Genomic DNA, 22361 nt, shown 5'->3' with positions numbered 1-22361 from the left:
ACTTATGGTGGACCGTTGGTTAGATAAGGGTTATTTTTTTGTGGATCAATGTGAAATAATGAGCGTAATAGAACGCTTATTTTCGGGAGCCAAACTCTAACAAAGATAGCTAAAGTGTCGCAAAAATTGTTTTATGTGTAGGTATCAACGCAAGACCTTCTCGTTTGCCATATAATGTGCTCTTGCTAAAATAAAACACAAATCATGATCTGTAGCCAAATCAATCATGCCCCCCCTCCAGCAAAAATTTCTTACTAAAGCATATGCAAGTTTTAAAGAATCGGGACTTCTAGCATGATAAAAGAGAAAATACTATAGATTATTTTGTTGAAATGAACATAGAAGGTATGTGGGAATTAATTAAGTGGAATTACCATAAAGAATGAACTAGATTGGCAAGGAATTAATACAAGGGAGAACTTCATTTCAATTTTTATGTCTTAAACATAGTAAGTATGAATAAATTGAAATTTAGAAGTATTTGTAATTTTTTCTTGTTAATTGGTTGTATTTTATGTTATTTATTGTTAATATTATCTTAATTGAAAAACTCAGAGATTATACGTGAATAAAATGACAAACATACTTTCATTCTCTGAACTTCAAGCGTAATTAAGAATTATAGAAAATAATCATGCTGTAATATAGGCGTGATTTTTAAAAACACCAAGGTTCTTAATAAAGAACATAAACTGAGTATATTTTCTAAGTTGTTCTCCTTATTAAACTAAGGTGGATAAACTACTATGATAGGAATGGAAGCAGAATTGAATTTTCAAGAGGTTGAGCAGATAAGGAGGAGGGTGACAAATATGAAACGGGTCATTGATGAGTTCTCTAAAGAATTGAATCTGTTGTTAGCGATCATAAAGCTAGATAATAACCCTAATTATTTGCTAGAAAATAATGAATTACTAGTCGATATAGATTGGAAAGAGTTTATTTACTTAGCAAAACATCACCGAATCTATCCAACAATCTATGAAAATGTCATTAATAAAGATATAAATAATATTCCTGAATCGGTAATTAATACTTTACATCACCTATGTTCTAAAAATACGGTAAATATGCTGTCTTTAACAGCAGAAATGGGGACAGTATGTCAAATTCTAGAGAATAATAATATAGAATCTTTAGTATTAAAAGGTCCCGTACTTGCTGATTATCTGTATGGCGATATATCTAAACGTACATCAAAAGATTTAGATATATTAGTACCAATCAACAAAATAGAGAAAGTAGAAGAACTTCTTTATAGTTTAGGTTATCAATTAGAATCTTATCATCCGAGAATTCTTAAGGATTGGAAACGCACATTACAACATCTATCTTTTGTTCATCCAATTAAGCATATTCAAGTAGAAGTGCATATATATTTAAATATTGATATGGGACTAAAACCAACGTTTAATTCCTTATGGGAGCGAAGAAATGAAAGTTATATTGCTGGGAAACCAGTTTATTCTCTAGGAACAGAAGATTTGTTTTTGTATCTTGTTTCACATGGAGCGAAGCATGCCTGGTTTAGATTAAGGTGGCTTGTAGATATTGATAGAATGATCACAAAAGAATTTAATTATAAGTCTTTATTTGAATTATTAAAGAAATATCAAGCTAACATATCCTTTGGACAAGCTCTCACCTTATGTTTATCTTTATTTGATACTAAAATAAAAAAAGAATTTAAAGAGTTCAATAGAGAGAATAAACATCAGATTAAGCTATTAAAGAAAACGATCTATTTTATAAATCAAGGTTTAATACCTCATTCACAAGAGAATTCAAAGAAATTTAGAAAACACTATAAAAAATATTTGAACTCTATAAGAACAAAACGGCAAAATTTATTAATATTTAAAAATCGATTGTACCCAAATTGCCATGATGCAAGTGTTTTACCATTACCGAAGCCTTTGCATTTTCTTTACTTTCCTTTGCGCCCTTTTACCTGGTCATTTAGGAAAATAAAGAGGATGAGGTCAGTAGCTTAATACACAGAATATACATGATGAATGAGGGATTACATTGAGTACAATTGCAGGTATCTTAAATTTAAATCAACACTCTATAAATCTGGAACATTGTAATAGGGTGATGTACAAATTAAGTCAATATGCGGTAAATGAGACCCGTGTATGGACGGATGATTCGATTGTTTTAGGTTGTGCATTACAATGGATTACGCCTGAGTCTGTAGATGAACTACTGCCTTATTATGATAGTGAAAGGCGACTGGCGATCACAGCTGATGCAATTATTGACAATCGGAAAGAATTATTAGAAATTTTACAGATTGATACAAGAAAAAGAAAGATAATTACAGATAGTCAATTAATATTATTAGCCTATTGTAAATGGGGGGAAGCAACTCCTAAGTACTTAATTGGTGATTTTGCCTTTTTTATATGGGATGAAAGGCAACAAAAACTATTTGGTGCAAGAGATTTTTCTGGAATGCGGACACTATATTATTATAATGATTCAGAACATTTTGCATTCAGTACTACTATAAAGCCATTATTACAATTACCATATATTCAAAACCAGCTTAATGAAACTTGGCTAGCTGAATATTTGGCTATTCCAGATATGATTGACACGATGGATTCTTCTCTGACGGTCATAAGTGATATTAAACAACTTCCACCTTCACATTCCATTACGGTTACACCTGAACAAACAACAGTCAGGCGTTATTCTCCATTACAACTAGATAAGAAGATAAAATTTAATAAAACGGAAGATTATGTAGAATCTTTTCGGGAAGTGTTCCAAAAAGCAGTTGATGCCCGGATCCGTTCCATTGGTCCTGTCGGAGCACAATTAAGTGGTGGATTGGATTCTAGTTCTGTTGTTAGCTTTGCGAGAAGAGCACTGAAAGAAGAAGACAAGCCTTTATATACCTATAGCTATGTACCTGATAAACAATTTGAAGATTGGACGCCAAAATATATGATCGCGGATGAAAGTGATTTTATTAAAGGCACTGTTGAATATTGTAGTGGTATTCAAGCAAACTACCATTCATTTGAAGGAAGAAGTCCCTTAACAGAGCTTGATGAATGGCTCGATATTATGGAGATGCCCTATAAATTTTTTGAAAATTCATTTTGGTTAAAAGGCATACATGAGCAAGCACATAATCAGGGTGTCAAGGTCTTATTAAATGGAGCAAGAGGTAACTTTACCATCTCTTGGGGAAAAGCATTAGAATACTACAGTAAATTAATGCGACAACTCAATTGGATCAAACTTTCCAAAGAAGTGAAGTTATATAGTCGAAATACCTCGGTAAGCCAGAAACGTGTCATTTCAACGATTGGTAAAAAAGCTTTTCCATTTCTTGCATCAACTACAGATCCGTACACATTTCCAAAATTGATCAATGATAATTTTGCTGCAAGAACAGATGTATTTGAAAGAATATCCGATCTAAACAATGATGGATTAAGTAATAGTGAAATTAGGCAGAAGCATTTTCAAAAACCATTTATTTGGAATGTAACTGGTACATCTGCTACAAAATTATCCTTGAGATATGGAATGTGGGATCGAGACCCAACCAATGATTTACGTGTTATTCAATTTTGTCTGTCTTTACCTGATGACCAATTCGTTAACAACGGTATGGATCGTGCATTAATACGAAATGCAACAAAAGGATATTTACCAGATAAGGTTAGACTAAATCAACGAGTACGTGGTATCCAAGCGGCAGATTGGCTAGATCGGATGAAACCAGTATGGGGAGAATTGATCGAAGAGTTTAACCAATTAATTAGTGATCCCATCTGTTTTATGTATTTAAATATGGACTTACTAAAGAAAATAGTAACTAAAATGGAGAAAGGACCTCGGACAGAAGAAGCATTTGATCCTGAATACAGGATCATGATGCGAGCGCTAATTGTATACAGGTTCTTAAAAAGACTTGAAACAAAAGGAGGTGATATATATGAAACAAGAATGGCAAACACCCCAATTGGATGTACTTGATGTAAACCAAACGATGATGGGTCCAGGAAATGATTACGTTGATTTAACATTCCAAGATGTAGACGAAACAGCTGAACTTCATAGAAGCTAATTAATAAGATTTAGAATACCAATATATTCAGAGAAGGCAATTGCTCTAAATAATCTAGTAAATACAAGCATTAATTTTTTGCGAATTTATAAAGAAATACGAGGTGGTGATATAAATGAAGCAAGAATGGAGAGAGCCACAATTGGAAGTACTTGATGTCAATAAAACAATGTTGGGACCGGGTATGGCCAATGTCGATTTTACTCACTCAGATGATGATGAAACAATTGAACTTCATAGAAGCTAATCCAGTGTCTATGGCATCAACCTTTAGAAACCCTTCTGTAAAAAAGTCAGAAGGGTTTCTGTTAAAGAGAAACATGTAAATAAAATACTAGTAAGTAATTTTCCTAATATAACGAAGTTCGACAAAAACTCCTATTCCTATGTTTGTTTATAATTGTTATAATTATTTTGTAATTTTGTTCTTTATAGTGAACAATGGTGGTGAATATAAAACAAGGGGTGAAATGATGATAGATATTTATAGTCATATTTTACTGTGGGATAGTAGTGGTGCAAAACACATGCCGGAGAGTTTATCAATCGTTCGTAAGGCAAATGAACAAGGTATTAAGAAGATTATAGCTACACCTATTATGGATGTAGGGAATCATAAAAAGGATATAACAGAAAAAGTTCAAGAGTTAAATAAACTTATAAGAAAAGAAGGTATTCCAGTAACAATTTTTCCGGGACAGAAGGTGAATCTTGTTGATGATGTTCTGACCGGCTTCACTCAAGACCATATATTGCCCCTGAATAATTTCATATTTATAGAACTACCAACAGATCATATTCCACTCAATGTTAGAGAACTATTCTTTGATATTCAAGTACGTGATTATCAAATTATTATCAGTCATCCGGAAACAAATAAATTATTCATCGAAAATTCAGACCTTTTATATGAATTTGTAAAGAATGGTGCATTTATACAACTATCAGCTTCTAGTGTAGTTGGGAAAAACGGAAGAAAAGCACAAAAGTTTGCCAGAGAAATGATCGAAGCTAATCTTGCTCATTTCGTTGCCTCTAATGCAAAAGTGAACGCTGGTATATACCTAGAAAAGGCCTACGAAAAGATAGAAAAAAAATTTGGCATTGAAAAAGTATACTTTTTCAAAGAAAACACGCAAGCAATCATAGATAACTCCTCCATTATGGTAGAACAACCAATACGGTTAAGAGGAAAGATGAAAGTTTAAGGTCTTGTTGTTCTTAATAAAGAATAGAATTATAGATTAATTAGTAAATACCTTTTTAATTTTCTATTTTAATAAGATGATATCGATAAGGGTGAGAGAAAAAGTGAAGAAACTAGTTAAATTCTTATCTTTGCCACTGAAAAGAAAGCTTTTATTTATAGAAGCCTTCTTACATTTAGGACGAGCCAGAATATTAAAATCCTTACCTTTTAAAAAAGTGGCTAAAGGACTAGGAGAAAAAGCCATAGAAACCACAACTAACACGAGCGATGATCGGTCTAAGATTAAAGATGTAGCCACAGCAATTCATATTATGAGTAAACACACGCTATGGGAAAGTGCATGTCTGGTACAAGCAATAGCTGCAATGAAAATGCTAGAGCGCAGGGGTATAGAAAGTACCATCTATCTCGGTACTGCAAAAGATAAAAAACAAAAAATGGTGGCACATGCCTGGTTAAGAAGTGGTCCATATTATGTTACTGGGGCTAAAGGTATGAACCGTTTCACAGTTGTCGGGATGTTCGCTAAATTGTTGGATAAAAAAGGGCAGACTTAAGAAGGCATGCTTTTAATTTTAATGGTTTTGATTGGAGGGTTTTGATGATTCGTAAAGGAAAAAGGCTTTATCATGCATTCGGATTAAACATTGTAAGTGATCTCCTCCTGCCTGAGTTAATAGTTATGAATACTTTGGAAGGAGTGGATGTAACTATAGAGATAAAAGAAATGGACAAATGGGATGAGTTAGCAGAAACAACAAGTCATTTCGTTGTCAAAGAAGGCAGCGTATTGTTTCACGTACCAGATACGGCCGTATATCTGATTGAACATGGTACAAAGATTACTATCTCACCTTTGGACGAAACAAAACAAGATAACATACGCCTTTACCTGCTTGGTACATGTATGGGGGTGCTACTGATGCAACGGAGAACAATCCCTTTACATGGCAGTGCGGTAGAAATAGCTGGCAAAGCATATGCGTTCGTTGGCAATTCTGGAGCAGGAAAATCGACACTTGCTTCCGCATTTATGGAAAGAGGTTATCGATTGTTAAGTGATGATGTTATCCCAATAGTTTTCTCTGATAAAGAAAAACCAATTGTTATTCCGTCATACCCTCATCAGAAACTATGGACACAGACACTGGACCACTTTGGCAGAGGTACAAGCAACTTGAAACCAATTATATTTCGGGACGCCAAATTTGCAGTACCTGTTATGGATAGCTTTCAACCTAAGCCATTACCTTTAGCAGGGGTTTTTGAATTAACCAAAACAGCAAGTGATCAAATAAGCATTAGCCCAGTGCTTCAGTTACACCAATTTTATTTGCTTTATCAGCATACATATAGGAATTTCCTTATTCAACGTTTTGATCTAATGGATTGGCACTTTCAAACGGTGACCAAAATTGCCCAAAACATTGAGTTGTTTCAAATAGAACGACCAATCACCCGATTTACAGCAGAAGAATTAACAGACGTAATATTAACAATAATTAACAAGGAGGAATTGGTATATGAGTAAAGTAGAGGAACTTTCCCTTCGACTTACAGTCAAACAGATGGAAGGGAACATTGTGAGCGATATGAATGGAGAAAAAGTGATGTTAAGTGTCAAAAATGGTAAGTATTATAACCTTGGAACAATGGGAGGGGTAATCTGGGATCAGATCAAGGAGCCTAAATCGATAGAAGGTTTAATAGCTATACTTATGGAGAAATATGAAGTGGAAAAACATCAATGTGAGGAACAAATAATCGCTTTTCTTCGTCAATTAGTAGAAGAAGGATTAGTAGAAGCGAAATAATAGGAAAGATATCAACGGAGATGGGGGTGAACGACATCAAACATGTTTTCTATTTCCTTAAACAAATTCATTCACATACAGGCGCAGTATTATATATAAATATACTGGCCATGACGGGAATCGGATTGTTGAATGGAGTTAGTATATTGCTGCTTATTCCGATGATTAGTATGAGTGGCATTATCAATATGGATACGAATGAATTGCCATTTATGGGGGTATTTCAATTTTTAGATTCGTTTTCAGTTACTATCGGTTTGCTCATCATTCTAGCTATTTATATTGGTATTGCAATCGGTCAGATTTTACTTCAACGTCATATCACCATTCGCAATGCAGAAATACAGCAAGGTTTCTTACGCTTTTTGCAAATTGAAACATATCAGTCTTTATTAAAAGCAAATTGGGACTTTTTTATAAAAAAACGGAGGTCAGACCTCGTTCATATCTTAACAGCGGAAATTTCGCGTACCAATGCAGGTACACAATCATTTCTGAAGTTAATGGCTTCTTTTATTATTACATTATTACAGGTTTTTCTAGCCTTTTGGTTATCCCCTTCCATTACATCGTTCGTCTTATTGTGTGGTGTCTTCCTTATTTTTATTAACCGAAAATTCTTAAGACGAACACTAGCTCTAGGGAAACAGAATGTCGAGTTAGGGAAAAACTTTTTAGCAGGTATTACAGATCAAATCAATGGTATGAAAGACATTAAGAGTAATTCATTAGAAGAGCCAAGGATGGATTGGTATCGTTCGATGACAAAGCAGATACAAGATCAACAAGTGAATTATACCCGTGTAAAAACCACTTCACAGGCTTATTATAAAATTGCCTCAGCCGTTTTCATTGCGGTGTTTGTTTTTGTGGCCATACAGTTGTTCTCAGCCCAAGCAGCACAGTTAACCTTGATTATTCTCATATTCTCTCGTTTATGGCCAAGAGTTTCAGGGTTTCAGACTTCCATGGAGCAAATTGCGATGTCACTGCCTTCTTTACAAATTGTACAATCCTTACAAAAACAAACAAGTGAAATGACAGAATTTGATAAAGAATTCGATCAATCTGTTGAACCCTTACAAATTGAGCATGGTATAGCGTGTAACAATGCTTCATTCCGTTATGATAAACAGAAGGAAGTATTTGCTTTAAAGGATATTCATTTATTTATCCCAGCTAACAAAATTACAGCTATTGTTGGTAAATCTGGGGCAGGTAAGAGTACGTTAATCGATTTACTGATGGGACTTAATCTTCCAGAGACAGGAGAAATCAAAGTAGATGGTATGTCATTAACATCTGATCGAATCCTGTCATTTCGGAGTTCCCTAAGCTATGTTTCACAAGATCCCTTTTTATTTAATACGACAATTAGAGAGAATCTCTTAATTGTGGCCCCTCATGCAACTGATGAAGCATTGATGGAGGCATTAGAATTTGCTTCCGCAGCCGAATTCGTTAACCAGCTGCCAATTGGACTAGATACAGTAATTGGTGACAGAGGTATAAAATTATCAGGTGGAGAACGTCAACGAATTGTATTAGCCCGTGCCATTTTGCGTAAACCATCTGTACTTGTATTAGATGAAGCAACAAGTGCCCTTGATACAGAAAACGAATCTAATATACAAGAAGCAATCGGACGCTTAAAGGGGAAGATGACCATCATTGTCATTGCCCATCGCTTGTCTACTATTCGTGATGCAGATCAAGTGGTTGTGTTAGAAGGTGGAAAGATTATTCAGCAAGGCGAGTACAACCAATTGTCTGCTGCTAAGGGTGTGTTTAGGAAGATGCTTCATCGGCAGTTGGTGGGGAGTTGAATTGGTATAGGAAGTTATAGCGCGAAAAAAAGCCAAGGGCAATCGAAACCTTTCGATGATTTTGTTTGAAAAGTAATAATATTTAGCGAAGGATAGATAGGTACAGGAGTTTTTTGGAAAAAATCTAAATGATGACGAACTGCATGTATACGCCCATCATAACTTGAACCATAGTGAAGACAATTTTCTTATATGATTTCGAGAGGTGCATCGTATGATAGCACCTCTTTTTCTGTTTCTAATATCTTTGTTTGATGATAAGGTGTAATAGCTAATGTCTTATTTGTGATACGGTACATAGCCACCCCTCTGCATTACGATTGGTTTTGATCACTATAAGCACGATAGATTTGTTGTAATTCATTTGCATCCAGGTTTATGGCGTTGCAAATTTTCACAATACTTGAGAAAAAGGCATTCCTTTTTACGAGAGAACTTTTGTTTTAGTGATCGGTAAATTATTCTACTATTCAGAAACATTATATGGTAAAATGTATGGAAGTTACTTAGTCTTATTTATCTAGGTTAAAATTATTAATTATTTACCATTCATCATATTTTATTAGAACAGTAGTCGTGGAGGGTATCTATGCATTGGTTTATTTTTCTATTTGTTTCATTGATATTTTTATTTTCTCCTTATCAAAAGGGATTATATTTTGATTCTGATTTTTATTCTTTACATATTCTAATTTCCGCTCTAACTATATTATTAATTTTGACAGCCTTTCGATTTCGGGAAACATTGGCTTGGAAAGACATTCATATTATTATTCTTATTCCGATTTTATACATGATTTCCATTACATATGCAGTGTATATAAATGGTGCTTTTGCTATGTTTTTCAAGTGGACCAGCTATATTAGTTTATTTTACTTATTATATTGGACTATTAAAAAGAGTGATGTAATTAGGGAATTATCTGTTTATATTTTTTATTTATCAGGGACAATGATAGGAGTTCACATGTTGTTGAATTATTACGATATCCTCTCCTATCCCCATGTCTTTATTAATGATCGTTTTGCAGGAGTATTTCAATATCCTAATACTTTTGGGATGGTAGTAATCGCATTTTATATGTTTGGGTTAATCCAACTTTTGCAAGATAAAATAAAATGGTATCAGATTTGGTTTTACACATTACCTTTGACCCTTTTCATACTTATATTTATCGAGTCATATTCCCGAGGTATGTTCTTAGTTTTTCCGATGGTAGCATTCATTGGTTTGTTTTTTATGAAGTTTCATATGCAAATTTCCTATATTATATACGCTTTTATAACGATATTGGGAGGTTTCATTTCTTATATTCTTTTACAAGTTGGTAATGATATCGTTAGTGCTTTGAGTATAATAACTGTGATGCTCTGCACTAGTCTAATGATCTATTGGTTAAAAACTCGAGGTTCTTTGTCTAATTATTTTAGAAGTTATAACAAAAAAAATAATTTTATAATCCTACCCATTGTAACGTTGTTGCTAAGTGGTTTGTTCGTGTTAGATATTGCATATAAGGGCATTATTTATCAACAGTTACCTGAAACATTACAAGACAGAATCTCCAGTATTAATGAAAGTCATACTGCAAGAGAACGAATATTGATCTATGAAGATTCGCTGGAAGCTAGCCAAAACTCACCCATTTGGGGTTATGGGGGGAACGCATGGGAATCGATTTATCGTGCTTATCAGCAGTTACCATATCAAGCAAAGCGAATACATAATGAATATTTAGAAATGATTATCGATTTAGGTTATCTAGGATTTATGATTATGATTTCCGTTATTATTTACTTCGTGTATGTCATTTGGAGAAGGTATACAAATAATCATGAGAATATGCAGAATGTTGCCATTATATTAAGTTTAATGACTATTTTTGCACATAGCTTTTTAGATTTTAATCTTGCCTTTGGATATGTAGGATTTATGATTTTCTGGTTAATAGCTATGGGAATAAAACCAAGTAGTACATTTCGAATAAAGCCATTATGGAGTTATTTGACACTAAGCATTTTATTGGTTTTATCTTTGGTTACTGCTATTTTTTCTTATCGCTTTATGCAAGCTGATAATATGGAAGATTATGCTCAGAATACCAATGATCTAGCTAGTAAAGAACAATATATAACAGAGGCAATACAATGGAATTCTTTTCAACCAGCGTATTACACATCTCTTATCCAGACACTACTTCGTGCTGATAATAATGATCGAGAGGAAATCTATGCACTTACTAATAAGATGATAGAGGTAGAACCATTGAATTCTTCCAATATATATAAGGCTGCCCGATTCCAGGAGATGATAGAATTTAAAAAAGAAGCACTAGATAACTATCAATTAGCTGCACGAATGGATCAATATGATACTAGAATATATGCATCGGTTATTTCGCTTTCGATAGAATTAGCAGGTCAAACTGGTGATGATCATTTTATTGAATTAGCTCATGAAACTTTTGAGGAATTTGATAATATATTGGCTACATTTAACGAAAATTCTTTTGCAGAGCGACATAACAGCCGTGAGTTTGGTGAAACAGAAGAGCTTAAGAGGCTAAGAGAGGAATTAGTGAAAATAATAGATTAAAATAATTCTATTAGTTCAGGAATAAGTGTTCATGTAATTGACATTTTTGTTAAAAAAAGTTAAGATAGATGTATTCTAGGCAAAAAAACCTATAAAAAGGAGGTGAAAATACCTTAAAGGTCATACTAGAATAATAGACTAGAGAGGGTTATGCATATGAAAAAGAAAAATTTAAGCTTTATTAGTGGATTGTTAGTTTTTACATTATTTCTTTCGCCATTTAGTGGTGTAACTGTTTTTGCAGAAGAAAGTGTAGATAATGAGAATGTAACAAGTGATACATATCATGATAATACACGTGAAGATGTTTATGATGATGAAAACATCACTGATGACGTCTATGAAGAAGAAAGTACACGAGATGATGTATATGGGGATTCAGACGAGGAAGAGAGTACACGAGACGATGTTTATGGTGACGATTCAGACGGAGAAGGAAATGTTCCTGGCGATGTCTATGGTGACGATTCAGACGGAGAGGGAAATGTTCCAGGTGATGTCTATGGCGACGATACCAACGAAGATGAATCTGCTACTGATGAACCAAGTGTAGCTGAAACTGTATATATTACAAATGATGATATTGTTCAGTCTTCTGGAGATGATATCAAAGTAAATTCTAATGGACATGTAAGAGTATTTTCTTGGGATATCGAACAATTTATGATTGCAGAAAAAAAATCATTGGTGATTTCTGAAGAGACTGTATCAATCAGTTATCCGATTGGACTTTTTAAATCTGGAGCTATAGTTGATTTTATTCATGAAAAAGTTGCAACCAACAATTATCCTGCATTAAATGGAATTAAAACCGTAGGAGATTTCTATGATTTTAATCTATTAATTGACGATGAATACCAAGGTGATTTATCAAGCCCTGTTTCATTAACGTTTGATATCGACCCAAGTGAAGTGGATGATGTAAATAATCTACGTTTGGTATTTGTTGATGAAGATGGAAACATTGAATATATTGAAGGAACTTATGATGCGGATAATAACCAGTTTATCGCTGAAGTAACACACTTTAGTGTATACGGTGTTGTTGAAGTTGAGAGCAGTGAAGAGGAAGAAAAGACACAAGATTCAACTAATTCTGAAGTTGCTTCTAGTGGAAGTAACGACGGAAATGGAACTGCTAGTGGGAACGAGTTACCTGATACGTTCACAGGGTTTACAAACCTTGCAGTAATGGGAGCTATTCTTTTACTTGCAGGTATGTCTTTATTATTTATTCGCAAACGCCAAACAGCATAATGAACTGAGTCAGAGGTATTCCCTCTGGCTCATTTTTATTTTAGAATTTCGCAGTTATTTTTCCACTCTCGCAATTAAATAAGGTTTCTTCATAATTTTTGGGACAAAAGGGTCAGACCCATGAAAATACAATTGCCCACGTTTATATTTTGAGGTCTGACACATTTCCTCATTATTTCATTGATGATATTGAACTTGATTGCGTCCTTTATCTTTCGCTATGTAGAGTGCTTGATCGGCTAGGTCAAATATTTGCTCTGAATCCATAGGTGTAGCATCCTTTTGTCGGTCTGTTGTTGCAACTCCTACACTAACGGTGACGAATCGGCTTATCTCTGACATTTCATGTGGTATTTCTAATTCTTCTATTGCTACGCAGAGTCTTTCTGCTAAGGCTGCAGCATCTTTTTCAGTAGCATTTGGCATCATCACACAAAACTCTTCACCACCGATCCTATACACATTATCACCTTTTCTTATAGTATGTGCTAGCTTATTGGCCACGGTAATTAAACATTGATCACCTTCTTGATGACCATACGTATCGTTATATTGCTTGAAGAAATCAATATCTATAACTAATAAAGCATAACCGTGTCCCTCTTGTGTATATTGTTGATGGATTTGAGAATAAAAGTATTGGAAAGAGTGTCGGTTTAATATTCCGGTTAAAGCATCCGTTATTGCAATTGTTTGTAATTTGTCTTTTTCTTTTTCCAAATCTATTAGCTGATTTTGCTTTTCAGTCACATCTCTGGAAATACTAATGACACTAAGACCATGTTGCTTTACCGGTTTAATGAATTTGAATTTCGATTCAATCCAAATATATTCCCCATCCTTACGACGCATACGATACGTGTTTGTATAAATAGCTTCTGTTAGCGCTTTGAATTCATTAAATATAGTCACTTCCTTACGATCATTAGGGTGCATAAACTCATAGATGGAGTGACCTAGCATCTCGTTTTCATCATAGCCTAATAAAGATAAGCTCATTGGCGATACATACGAATACTCACCTATAATGGTATGAAGCGTAATTAAGTCTGTTGAATGCTCCGTAATGTGTCGGTACAGTTGTTCATTTCTCTCCAGTTGAAGTTCTGTTATTTTACGATCTGTAATATTAATATGTGCCATGACCACTCCTCTACTATTTTCAAGCAGGATTGGCGTTACTCTCAATAAAAACCATCGCAGGTCATTATTTGAATGGCAAGGATATTCATAATGGAAATATTCCTTTTCACCATGTAAAACAGAAAGTATACCCTTTTTCAACATTTTCGGACAAAATTTCAAATAATTATTACCAATACCTGTGTATTTCAAACTACCTCCATTATCATTGGAAAAATCGATCCAGCTTTGATTAATTTTAATAATTGTTCCTTCCTCGTTTAGCAGTGCTATTTGATCATGAATAGAATCTAAAATAGATTGAGCTAACCCACTCATGGGATCAAGTCCTTTCCTATCTCTAGTTGACGAATTCTTGATGAAAATGGTATGACTTTATATCAATTTACTTAGGTCATAGGTAACTTTATTATTACTTTATATATCAAAAATTACAAGTAAATGAGTCAGCCCTGGTGATAATAAATGAGGATGCTGTTCACGAGAATTGATGGTATTTCCTTTGAAGATGGAGAAGATTTCCGTGAGGCGGAGGTTAATTCCCGTTAACAGGAGTAGACTTCCCTCACTCACATTTTGATCGATTATACCTATCTATTCGTGGTATAATGTCATCGGGATATGTCTTTTTCGTGAAAGTCTAGTAGAAAAAATAAAAAGGGGAGTGACTTCAATGGCATTTGATTATGGATCAGATTCACTAGATATTAAAAATCCCTTTAAAAAGGAAGGCTTGCTTTATCTAATCAGTGGTACCGTCATTTTGTTAATTGGAATTTTATCAGTATTTACACTAAGGATGAATATTGCTGGCAATGAGCAATTAATTGGCTGGTTTAGTCTATTAGTTTGCCTCGTTTTGGTATCAGGAGGGGTTAGTTACATTGCGAAGGGATTAATAAAGATTTCACGATTTTATGTAGGACGCGGTGTACCTACAAGTTTGTCGAAAAACCAAGCAAAAAGCGAAAAACATACTAGTGAACCAAGTGTTACCTATCAATCGCAGACACTTGAACAAATGATTGTTGGACGAAAAAATCCAACCTTCAAAGAACCGGTATCATTATTGGAACGTGCCGTATATAGTATGTTTCCAAAATTTATTTTCTTACCGTATGCGATGCGGAATTTCATTAATGTATATATTCGCAAAATAGGATATTCTCTAATCGGTTTTCTTTTTTACATATTAGCGCTATTATCTGGCGCTGTAGGATTAACTTTTTTAAGTCAATCATCTTTTGCCAATTGGATGGGGATTGGACTATTACTCTATTTAGTTGTGATATGGGTGTTTAAGCCTATTCGAAAAAAAGAAGTTATTCAAGATAAACAGTTAAGTCAGGGACGAAATGGCCATATCGTTTGGGCAATTGTATTATCTATTTTATTACCAACAGTTATAGAATTACTATTAAGACAGGGAATTACATTGCCAGAAGCACCATTTAATCCAACATTTGCACTTGTATTATTTTTATTATTAATGACTTTAGCTTTTGTTGCTAGTCTTTTGTTAACAAGAATAAGGGCTGATATCGCAGAACCGATTACGGAGACATCCGAATTTCGTGAGCATTGGCAAGAAAATGTTCACCCAAAAGACTTTTTTAGAGCGCTCGATATGGAGATGATGGAGCTTCGTTACAAAGAGATACCGAACAGAATCTACCGTGAGTTAAATCCTAATTTACATATGGAAGGTAGTATGGATAAAGGGAGTTTTGCTGGAGATACCATCCAAGAAACGCAACCTGTCTATCAAGAAATGGATTATCCAGATAATTTAAAAACGTTCCGATTAGGCTCCGCAATTGCTGGTCATCTTTTCGTTGTGATTGCAGCATTTTTACTGTATTTTGCCATGCCGACTGAATTAAGCTTAAGCGGACTTTTTCCAAGTTTGTTGTTTCCGTTAGTCTTGTATGTTTTTGGAGCTTCTTTATTGTTGTTAGCCCATTTATATTGGGGAGAAATTCAATTTAAAAGTTATTTGATCCAATTTCAAGGGGAAGGAACTTATTCGGAATCGAAGCTATCTGTTGGGATGTCTTATGATGACTCGACAAGAAGTGAGAATACTGTAGTACGCACCTCGTACACTACCTTCTTCTTAGTATCTCAAATTATTTCAAGTACGCAAGCACAATCTGGTGCCAATGCATTTCGAAATGCTAGATACGTTATTAGTCTTAATAAGGCAGATAATATGATGGATCATTTGGTGGATCGAATTAAATATTTCTTAGAGGATCGTGAATTTATTGCTTCAACTGTCTCGAAAAAAGATGGGGAAGCAATGAAACAGATTTTTGCGATAAATGAAGCTGCTGCATCAAAACAAAAGCTTACCGATCAAACAGAAAAAGAAAAACGTTTAAATCAAAAATTACATGATCAATAATAAAAAATCCCTCACTTTTTGATAAAGTGGGGGATTCTGTCTCTGAAATTAAATGTATTCTTCTTCCTTAACAATTAATTCTTTTGCATTAATATTTTTCTTCAGGTACTGTACTAATTTTTGTCGGTCTTTTTCCATTGGTTGAAAAGGTGGTTGAAACGTTTGAAGAATATGTATCAGTTCATCCCAACTACGCGCCACCGGAATTTTCTTTGTATGATACGTTAAATTGGGATCCGGAATATAAACACAAGCCTGAACCCAAATCGGCATTCCTTCACTTTTCCACATTTTAGATCCATGCCATACTTGCTGTCTTAGAAAAGAAAGTCCTGTCATCATACGACTGGTAACTAATTTCCCTCTTTTTTGATATGTCATCTCCATTACTTCTCTTTCTGTATCTAAATGATAGGTAGCATCGCTAGAATGGTTAGTGCCAAGTTGAGTATCAATAATAAAAGCAGCCTGAGGTCCTAAAACGATTAACGGTACATGATAGCCACGCTTTTCATAACGAACAGTGACACCTTGGAAAATAGCATAGTCATCAGGAAGTTCTTTAAATTGTGCAAGAAACTTTTCATGGGCTTTTTGGCTTTTCTTATTCTTTCGTTTCACATATATACTGATCAAAATAATACCTAATAAAAAAACAAACGGAATGAGTCCATAAACCGATGTTATTGTCCCATACTGACTAGCAATCAATGAAACGAAGAATATCCAAACAAACGTCAAAACTATGTTTCGTATCATCTTAAAAAAATTTGGTAGTCTGTCTCTAGTTGATAGGTAAACTCGTGCCATTTCTTTCCCCCTAGTTGAAGTCTATGTAACTAGTATTATAGCACTATTCGCGAAGGAAGAAAATAGTGATTATGGGTGAGGTTCGAATTTTGAAATAGCGCAATTATTTTTCTAATTTCGCAATATAATTAGTATTTTAGCAAATAACAAAGCATACTTGTCAATTCTTGGGTTCCCTTCTATTAACCATAATGAGAGCATGAAAGTACGACATCAACTTATAAGGAACTGTTCTCCTCGTCCATTGTTTTTATATTTAGGTTGATGTAAAATATGAAGTGACATAGTATGAATTTACTATATGTTCAAAAACACAATAGGATAATAGTAACGATTTTTTATTGTTCAGAGGGGGCGAATATAGTGAAGCTTAAATTCATCATCTTATTGTTTTTAGGATTAATATTACAAGCATGTAACGCCCCGGATCAAAACGAGCTAAAAACCTATACAGCGAACGAAGGTGTCATTGATTTATCAGATTGGCACCAAGAAGATAACTTAATTCCGTTAGATGGGGAATGGGAGTTGTATTGGAAGCAATTATTAGAGCCGAACGATTTCCCTAGTGGCTCTTCCATTAGTGGCGGTAGTGTTATAGATTTACCGAAAATTTGGGATGATCATATTGTAAATGGTGAAGCATTACCTAATGAAGGTTATGCAACATATAGATTAAAGGTTTCAAATGCTACATTGAGTGATGTGTTAGGACTTCAGATCCCTTATATGTATTCTAATTACAAATTGTGGGTGGATGATCAACTGATTGCAAAAAACGGACAGGTTGGAATGGATGGTAGTATGAGCCGTCCTCAAAAACGTCCTCAAGTGGTATATTTTTCACCCAAAGATAACACATTTTCCATTACCTTGCAGATTTCCAATTACCATCATATCGATGGGGGAATACTCGATCCGATTACGCTTGGATCATCACAAAGCATAAATACCAGTCATGTGAAAGATATTGCTTTTCAATCGATATTAATTGGATTTTTAGTGTTAGCGGGAATATATCACCTTGGACTTGGATTTTTTCGCAAAGTAGAGCCATATTTCTTTTATTTTGGAGCGCTTTGCTTAGTGGCTGCATTCCGTCATTTAATGGTTGGAGATGTTTTCTTTACGAAGATATTTCCAAATGTTGATTGGAATTTTGCGGTTAAGTTAGATTACATCAGTTTATATTCACATGTTCCGTTGTTAGCGATGGTATTATATCGTCTATATCCTAAAGAAAGTTATAGATGGTTTACAATCACAACGATTATATTTGCTATCACATTCAGTTTGCTTACCATTTTAACACAACCGAGAACGTTTTTATTATTTGAAGTCTATTTTCATTTTTTTATGATTCTATGTGTTTGCTACACTATGGTGGTCGTCGTAAGGTCATTGAAAAGCAAACATGAAGAACGATATTACCTTATCATTGGTATTGTATTATTAATGGTTACTATTTTATTAGATATTGCCGTGAAATTTCTTCGCTTACCCGATGTGGATTTATATCCGATTGGCCTGGTCTTTTTGATGATTTGCCTGTCTTTGGTTATTTCAAGAAGATTGTCTAACTCTCTAGATCTTTCGAAAAAGTTGGCGTACGACTTAGCACAACTAAATAGTGGTCTGGAAGCACAGGTTGAAGATCGTACAAAACAATTACAGCAATCGAATAAAAAGCTTGAGGAACTAAATAATAAACTTAAAAATATGGCATTGATTGATGGGCTTACGAAGATACCGAACCGAAGACATTTTGACGAGTACTTTCAAGAGCAATATGAAATTTGCTCTAAGGAGAATATACCACTCTCGATATTGTTTTTAGATATTGATTATTTTAAGCACTATAACGATTTTTATGGGCATCAAAAAGGAGATGAGTGTCTTCAACAAGTGGTTCAAGAATTGGATAAGCAAATTGGTGCATTGCCTAATGGATTAGTGGCTAGATATGGTGGGGAGGAATTTGTTTGTCTGATTCCTAAGTTAAGTCAAGCAGAGGTAGAACGGATTGCAAATGATATCAACCATGGGATTGAGAATTTAAAAATAGATCATGAAACATCTCCAATTTCCAATTATGTCACGATTAGCATTGGCCAATTTACAACCAATCCTAATCCATATGTAGATATAGACACCTTCTTAAAAAAAGCAGACGAAGCCTTATATCAAGCAAAAGCAGCAGGGAGAAATCAAATCGTGCCTGTTTCCTCCCAGGTTTTGTTGAACGAAAATAAGGATCGGTAAATGTCGGAGTTGTAAACATGATGAAATTAGAGAAATACGTTTGGTGTTTAAGCTGAATTATAGATGCTTTATTCTTAGAGGCGTTGGCCATTTTTTCTTAAATAGTTAATGCAACAAATAAATCCCTCACTTGTAACAGTGAGGGATTTTGCTGTCGGTTTTCCAATATTAAGGAATTTGCTGATAAGTTCTCTTCACGGGAATTGTGTCGATGTTGACGGGAATAATCGTTCGCTAGACTGGAATTATGCTTTTTTCCTGTGAAGAGAGGATGAATTCCCGTTAAGAAAAAGGTGATTCCCGTGAAGCGAGCGAATTCTTAGTTTGGTATTCTTGTCGTGCATATATAAATCCATTGTGTACGGATAATTGATGCCAAAGCTTATCCCTTTTTACTGCTTTTAAAACGAGGAAATCCAATGAGAATTGCGATAACTCCACAAATCCCAAGTAATACCGGATAGAATGAATACGGCATTATCGTTAAAGGTGATATCGAAGCAAGCCCAGCTACTGCCAGCATTTGACCACCATAGGGAACGATACCTTGCCAAGCAGCAGCAAAAATATCAAGGATACTCGCTGATTTTCTCGGATCGACGTGGTATTCATTCGCGATATTTTTGGCTAATGGTCCGGTCATAATAATGGAAATCGTATTGTTAGCAGTGCTGATATCAGCTACACTGACGAGCCCTGCTATTCCGAACTCTGCACCTTTTTTTGATTTGATTCGATTTTTTACAAAGTGTAAGAGGTAATCAATACCACCATTATGTTGAATGATCCCAACGATCCCGCCGATAAACAAGGCAACGATCGCAATATCTTCCATGTTCATGATCCCTTGTGAAATAGACTGAATGAGTGATGTTCCAGAATAAGAGCCATCAATTAAACCGATCACTCCAGCGAAAATCGTTCCGCCAATTAATACAATCATTACATTTACACCTAGAATGGCTACGATCAGCACGGTGAGGTAAGGTAGAACTTTTACAAAATTGTATGAATAATCGCCAAGTTCATTCAATTGGTTACCAGATGTAATCACCCAAAGGATAATTGCGGTGATAATGGCACCAGGAATGACGATAAAAAAGTTGGTTTTGAATTTGTCGCTCATCGATGTGTTTTGCGTTCGGGCTGATGCAATCGTCGTGTCGGAAATCATTGATAAATTATCTCCGAACATTGCGCCACCAATAACGGTAGCCATTGCTAGTGCCATCGGGATATCGGTTTGTTCAGCAATGCCGATTCCGATTGGTGCAAGTGCGACCACTGTCCCCATCGATGTCCCCATTGTAATCGAGATAAAACACCCGATAATAAATAATCCTACCATTAGTAGATTAGCAGGAAGCAGGGAAAGACCAAGATTCACTGTCGCATCAACAGCTCCCATTCCTCTTGCAACTTCTGAGAAAGCTCCGGCTAATATAAAGATAACAACCATTAGAATAATATTCTCGTGACCAGCGCCTTTGGTGAAGATTTCTATTTTTCTGGATAGTTTCTCCTTGCGATTCATTGCAATTGCCACCGCAGAAGCTATGATAACTGCCACGTTAAGCGGCATATTGGAGAAGTCCTGTGTAATGACTCCGGTTCCGATAAATAATAATATGAATATAAGTAATGGTAATAATGCGAAAATATTACCTTTTGATTGTTGTGTCACGTTTAACCCTCCTGAAATTTAGTGCATCGTCATGCCACCTGTAACATTGATTGCCTGCCCTGTCATATAATTTGAAAATTTAGAAGCAAGAAAAATGACGACATAGGCTATATCTTCTGGTGTTCCTGTTCTGCCGAGTGGTACCTGTGAAATGTCTTCTTCTTTAATGGCATTTCCGTCCAAGTTTCGTAGTTTACCACCAAGTTCTCGTTCACGGTGTTTCATACTGGTTTCGACAATCCCCGGACACACAGCATTGACATTTATTTGGTCGCTGGCAAGCTCTAATGCCATCACTTTGGTCAATCCAATAACGGCATGTTTAGAAGCAACATAAGATCCCATTAAGCGATAGCCATTTTTGCCAGCTTGTGAAGCGATGTTGATAATTTTTCCACCATCACCTTGTTGCTTCATCTTTTTTGCAATTGCTTGACTGCATAATTGGACGCCTTTTGCGTTCACATCCATCGTTTTGTCCCAATCCTCTTCACGGATATCTACAAAATAATCCATTGTGGAGATCCCGGCATTATTCACTAATATATCAATCCTGCCAAATGTGTCGATCACCTGATCTACCATTTTATTAATCTCGCTTTTTTGCGTAACGTCTGCTTGAATGTACAATAGATCGTTATCGGTTTTTTGCTGATTTGGATGTACATCTACTACAGCAACTTTTGCTTTTGAGTAACGTAATGCATCCACAATGGCCTTACCAATTCCGTTAGCGCCACCTGTTACTACCGCAACCTGTCCGCTAAGATCCATCGTAAACATCTAAGTCCCTCCTTTTTAAACAAATAAAACCTCTTCTAAATAAGAAGAGGTCGATAAATCAATATATTCTCTTCTTATCTTCTGCTAATGCTACTGGAATTGGCACAATGCTTTTTTGAAAAGCTGTTGCCGAGATTTCATAGGGCCAGTCCCTCCACCTCTCTGGATAAGAATGGTATGCAATTGTAAGTATTAATTTACAATTAATAGGTAGTAAAGTCAAGTGAATAGGTTGGATATAAGGGTTCAATTTGATATCTGTAATCATATTTGAATATTTTTTGCAAGGTACTTCAATTTCACCATTTTTGCTAACTTTAAAGTGCCATTTTTATTTCCTCGTTTAGCAAAAGCTCAATTAGACTGTCTCTCTAACTTACAAAAAACTGTGTTAGTTTTTATTACAGGTTATTAGGCTTATAAGTGTTTTCTTTGTAAAGTAATATGTATCGAAAGGGTTATGTCAGACTTAATTTTAG

The 22361-nt window shown here is 34.9% G+C and carries 18 protein-coding genes, 1 pseudogene and 1 riboswitch; of the genes and pseudogenes, 13 read left to right on the top strand and 6 right to left on the bottom strand.

Features of this window, described 5'->3' with window-relative positions; all coding sequences use genetic code 11:
• The first annotated feature begins 746 nt into the window (after positions 1-746).
• From BN3107_RS15835 to BN3107_RS15795, 9 genes are all read left to right on the top strand, one after another.
• Positions 747-1994, top strand: a complete 1248-nt coding sequence (locus tag BN3107_RS15835; protein WP_058308593.1) for a nucleotidyltransferase domain-containing protein — start codon at positions 747-749, stop codon at positions 1992-1994.
• Positions 1995-2028: 34 nt separating this feature from the next.
• Entirely contained in the window at positions 2029-3999 is a 1971-nt protein-coding gene (locus tag BN3107_RS15830) for an asparagine synthase-related protein (RefSeq protein ID WP_077065142.1), read from the top strand.
• Entirely contained in the window at positions 3959-4090 is a 132-nt protein-coding gene (locus BN3107_RS19900) for a paeninodin family lasso peptide (protein ID WP_058308592.1), read from the top strand. Before BN3107_RS15830 ends, BN3107_RS19900 begins: the two co-directional genes overlap by 41 nt.
• 115 nt (positions 4091-4205) lie before the next feature.
• Complete coding sequence (locus BN3107_RS19895; RefSeq protein ID WP_058308591.1) at positions 4206-4337, top strand: paeninodin family lasso peptide; 132 nt, start codon at positions 4206-4208, stop codon at positions 4335-4337.
• Positions 4338-4560: 223 nt separating this feature from the next.
• Positions 4561-5298: a tyrosine-protein phosphatase gene (locus tag BN3107_RS15815; protein ID WP_148434764.1), complete on the top strand. Its 738-nt coding sequence runs from the start codon at positions 4561-4563 to the stop codon at positions 5296-5298.
• A gap of 76 nt (positions 5299-5374) precedes the next feature.
• Complete coding sequence (locus BN3107_RS15810) at positions 5375-5857, top strand: lasso peptide biosynthesis B2 protein (RefSeq protein ID WP_058308589.1); 483 nt, start codon at positions 5375-5377, stop codon at positions 5855-5857.
• A 41-nt stretch (positions 5858-5898) separates the two neighbouring features.
• Positions 5899-6831 carry an aldolase gene (locus BN3107_RS15805; RefSeq protein ID WP_392389063.1) on the top strand — a complete coding sequence of 311 codons (933 nt, stop codon included), beginning with the start codon at positions 5899-5901 and terminating at the stop codon, positions 6829-6831.
• Positions 6824-7114, top strand: coding sequence for a lasso peptide biosynthesis PqqD family chaperone (locus BN3107_RS15800; protein WP_058308587.1), 291 nt, complete (start codon positions 6824-6826; stop codon positions 7112-7114). Before BN3107_RS15805 ends, BN3107_RS15800 begins: the two co-directional genes overlap by 8 nt.
• 35 nt (positions 7115-7149) lie before the next feature.
• On the top strand, positions 7150-8940 hold the full coding sequence (locus BN3107_RS15795) for an ABC transporter ATP-binding protein (RefSeq protein ID WP_058309275.1): 1791 nt from the start codon (positions 7150-7152) through the stop codon (positions 8938-8940).
• A gap of 14 nt (positions 8941-8954) precedes the next feature.
• On the opposite strand, the pseudogene BN3107_RS20355 reads toward BN3107_RS15795, so the two are convergent.
• Both BN3107_RS20355 and BN3107_RS20175 read right to left on the bottom strand, forming a co-directional pair.
• A pseudogene (locus tag BN3107_RS20355) lies at positions 8955-9113 on the bottom strand (competence protein ComK); the annotation flags it as partial.
• A gap of 15 nt (positions 9114-9128) precedes the next feature.
• Positions 9129-9239, bottom strand: a complete 111-nt coding sequence (locus BN3107_RS20175; RefSeq protein WP_222860163.1) for a competence protein ComK — start codon at positions 9237-9239, stop codon at positions 9129-9131.
• A 290-nt stretch (positions 9240-9529) separates the two neighbouring features.
• On the opposite strand from BN3107_RS20175, the gene BN3107_RS15790 reads away from it, so the two are divergent.
• On the top strand, positions 9530-11536 hold the full coding sequence (locus BN3107_RS15790; RefSeq protein WP_058308586.1) for an O-antigen ligase family protein: 2007 nt from the start codon (positions 9530-9532) through the stop codon (positions 11534-11536).
• 156 nt (positions 11537-11692) lie between these two features.
• Complete coding sequence (locus BN3107_RS15785) at positions 11693-12793, top strand: hypothetical protein (protein ID WP_058308585.1); 1101 nt, start codon at positions 11693-11695, stop codon at positions 12791-12793.
• 177 nt (positions 12794-12970) lie between these two features.
• Here BN3107_RS15785 and BN3107_RS15780 read toward each other — a convergent pair whose 3' ends face one another.
• Positions 12971-14254, bottom strand: a complete 1284-nt coding sequence (locus BN3107_RS15780; protein ID WP_058308584.1) for a sensor domain-containing diguanylate cyclase — start codon at positions 14252-14254, stop codon at positions 12971-12973.
• Positions 14255-14609: 355 nt separating this feature from the next.
• On the opposite strand from BN3107_RS15780, the gene BN3107_RS15775 reads away from it, so the two are divergent.
• A complete protein-coding gene (locus tag BN3107_RS15775; protein WP_058308583.1) occupies positions 14610-16343 on the top strand; it encodes a hypothetical protein in 1734 nt (577 codons plus the stop codon).
• 48 nt (positions 16344-16391) lie between these two features.
• Here the strand turns inward: BN3107_RS15775 and BN3107_RS15770 are convergent, their stop codons facing one another.
• A complete protein-coding gene (locus BN3107_RS15770; RefSeq protein WP_058308582.1) occupies positions 16392-17153 on the bottom strand; it encodes a hypothetical protein in 762 nt (253 codons plus the stop codon).
• A gap of 363 nt (positions 17154-17516) precedes the next feature.
• Here BN3107_RS15770 and BN3107_RS15765 point away from each other — a divergent pair, with 363 nt between their 5' ends.
• The gene (locus BN3107_RS15765) at positions 17517-19415 is read left to right on the top strand and encodes a sensor domain-containing diguanylate cyclase (RefSeq protein ID WP_058308581.1); all 1899 of its coding nucleotides are present in this window, start codon (positions 17517-17519) and stop codon (positions 19413-19415) included.
• Positions 19416-19797: 382 nt separating this feature from the next.
• Here the strand turns inward: BN3107_RS15765 and BN3107_RS15760 are convergent, their stop codons facing one another.
• Together BN3107_RS15760 and BN3107_RS15755 are read right to left on the bottom strand one after the other, a co-directional pair.
• Positions 19798-21099 (bottom strand): Na+/H+ antiporter NhaC family protein, encoded by a 1302-nt coding sequence (locus BN3107_RS15760; protein ID WP_058308580.1) that lies wholly within the window; start codon positions 21097-21099, stop codon positions 19798-19800.
• A gap of 18 nt (positions 21100-21117) precedes the next feature.
• Entirely contained in the window at positions 21118-21882 is a 765-nt protein-coding gene (locus BN3107_RS15755; protein WP_058308579.1) for an SDR family NAD(P)-dependent oxidoreductase, read from the bottom strand.
• 71 nt (positions 21883-21953) lie between these two features.
• Positions 21954-22055, bottom strand: a riboswitch (SAM riboswitch).
• Between the last annotated feature and the right edge of the window lie 306 nt (positions 22056-22361).

The sequence above is a fragment of the Gracilibacillus massiliensis genome (assembly GCF_001458115.1).
GTDB classification, from domain to species: Bacteria; Bacillota; Bacilli; order Bacillales; family Amphibacillaceae; genus Gracilibacillus; species Gracilibacillus massiliensis.
Note: the sequence above shows the minus strand (reverse complement) of the source record. Positions and strands in the feature narration are given on the sequence as shown.

Bases quoted from the DNA above. Each gene is read 5' to 3' on its own strand.
- BN3107_RS15785 (WP_058308585.1), top strand. From the start codon at position 11,693: ATGAAAAAGAAAAATTTAAGCTTTATTAGTGGATTGTTAGTTTTTACA.
- BN3107_RS15815 (WP_148434764.1), top strand. From the start codon at position 4,561: ATGATGATAGATATTTATAGTCATATTTTACTGTGGGATAGTAGTGGT.
- BN3107_RS20175 (WP_222860163.1), bottom strand. From the start codon at position 9,239: ATGTACCGTATCACAAATAAGACATTAGCTATTACACCTTATCATCAA.
- BN3107_RS15775 (WP_058308583.1), top strand. From the start codon at position 14,610: ATGGCATTTGATTATGGATCAGATTCACTAGATATTAAAAATCCCTTT.
- BN3107_RS19895 (WP_058308591.1), top strand. From the start codon at position 4,206: ATGAAGCAAGAATGGAGAGAGCCACAATTGGAAGTACTTGATGTCAAT.
- BN3107_RS15755 (WP_058308579.1), bottom strand. From the start codon at position 21,882: ATGTTTACGATGGATCTTAGCGGACAGGTTGCGGTAGTAACAGGTGGC.
- BN3107_RS19900 (WP_058308592.1), top strand. From the start codon at position 3,959: ATGAAACAAGAATGGCAAACACCCCAATTGGATGTACTTGATGTAAAC.
- BN3107_RS15770 (WP_058308582.1), bottom strand. From the start codon at position 17,153: ATGGCACGAGTTTACCTATCAACTAGAGACAGACTACCAAATTTTTTT.
- BN3107_RS15835 (WP_058308593.1), top strand. From the start codon at position 747: ATGATAGGAATGGAAGCAGAATTGAATTTTCAAGAGGTTGAGCAGATA.
- BN3107_RS15790 (WP_058308586.1), top strand. From the start codon at position 9,530: ATGCATTGGTTTATTTTTCTATTTGTTTCATTGATATTTTTATTTTCT.
- BN3107_RS15810 (WP_058308589.1), top strand. From the start codon at position 5,375: ATGATATCGATAAGGGTGAGAGAAAAAGTGAAGAAACTAGTTAAATTC.
- BN3107_RS15780 (WP_058308584.1), bottom strand. From the start codon at position 14,254: ATGAGTGGGTTAGCTCAATCTATTTTAGATTCTATTCATGATCAAATA.
- BN3107_RS15800 (WP_058308587.1), top strand. From the start codon at position 6,824: ATGAGTAAAGTAGAGGAACTTTCCCTTCGACTTACAGTCAAACAGATG.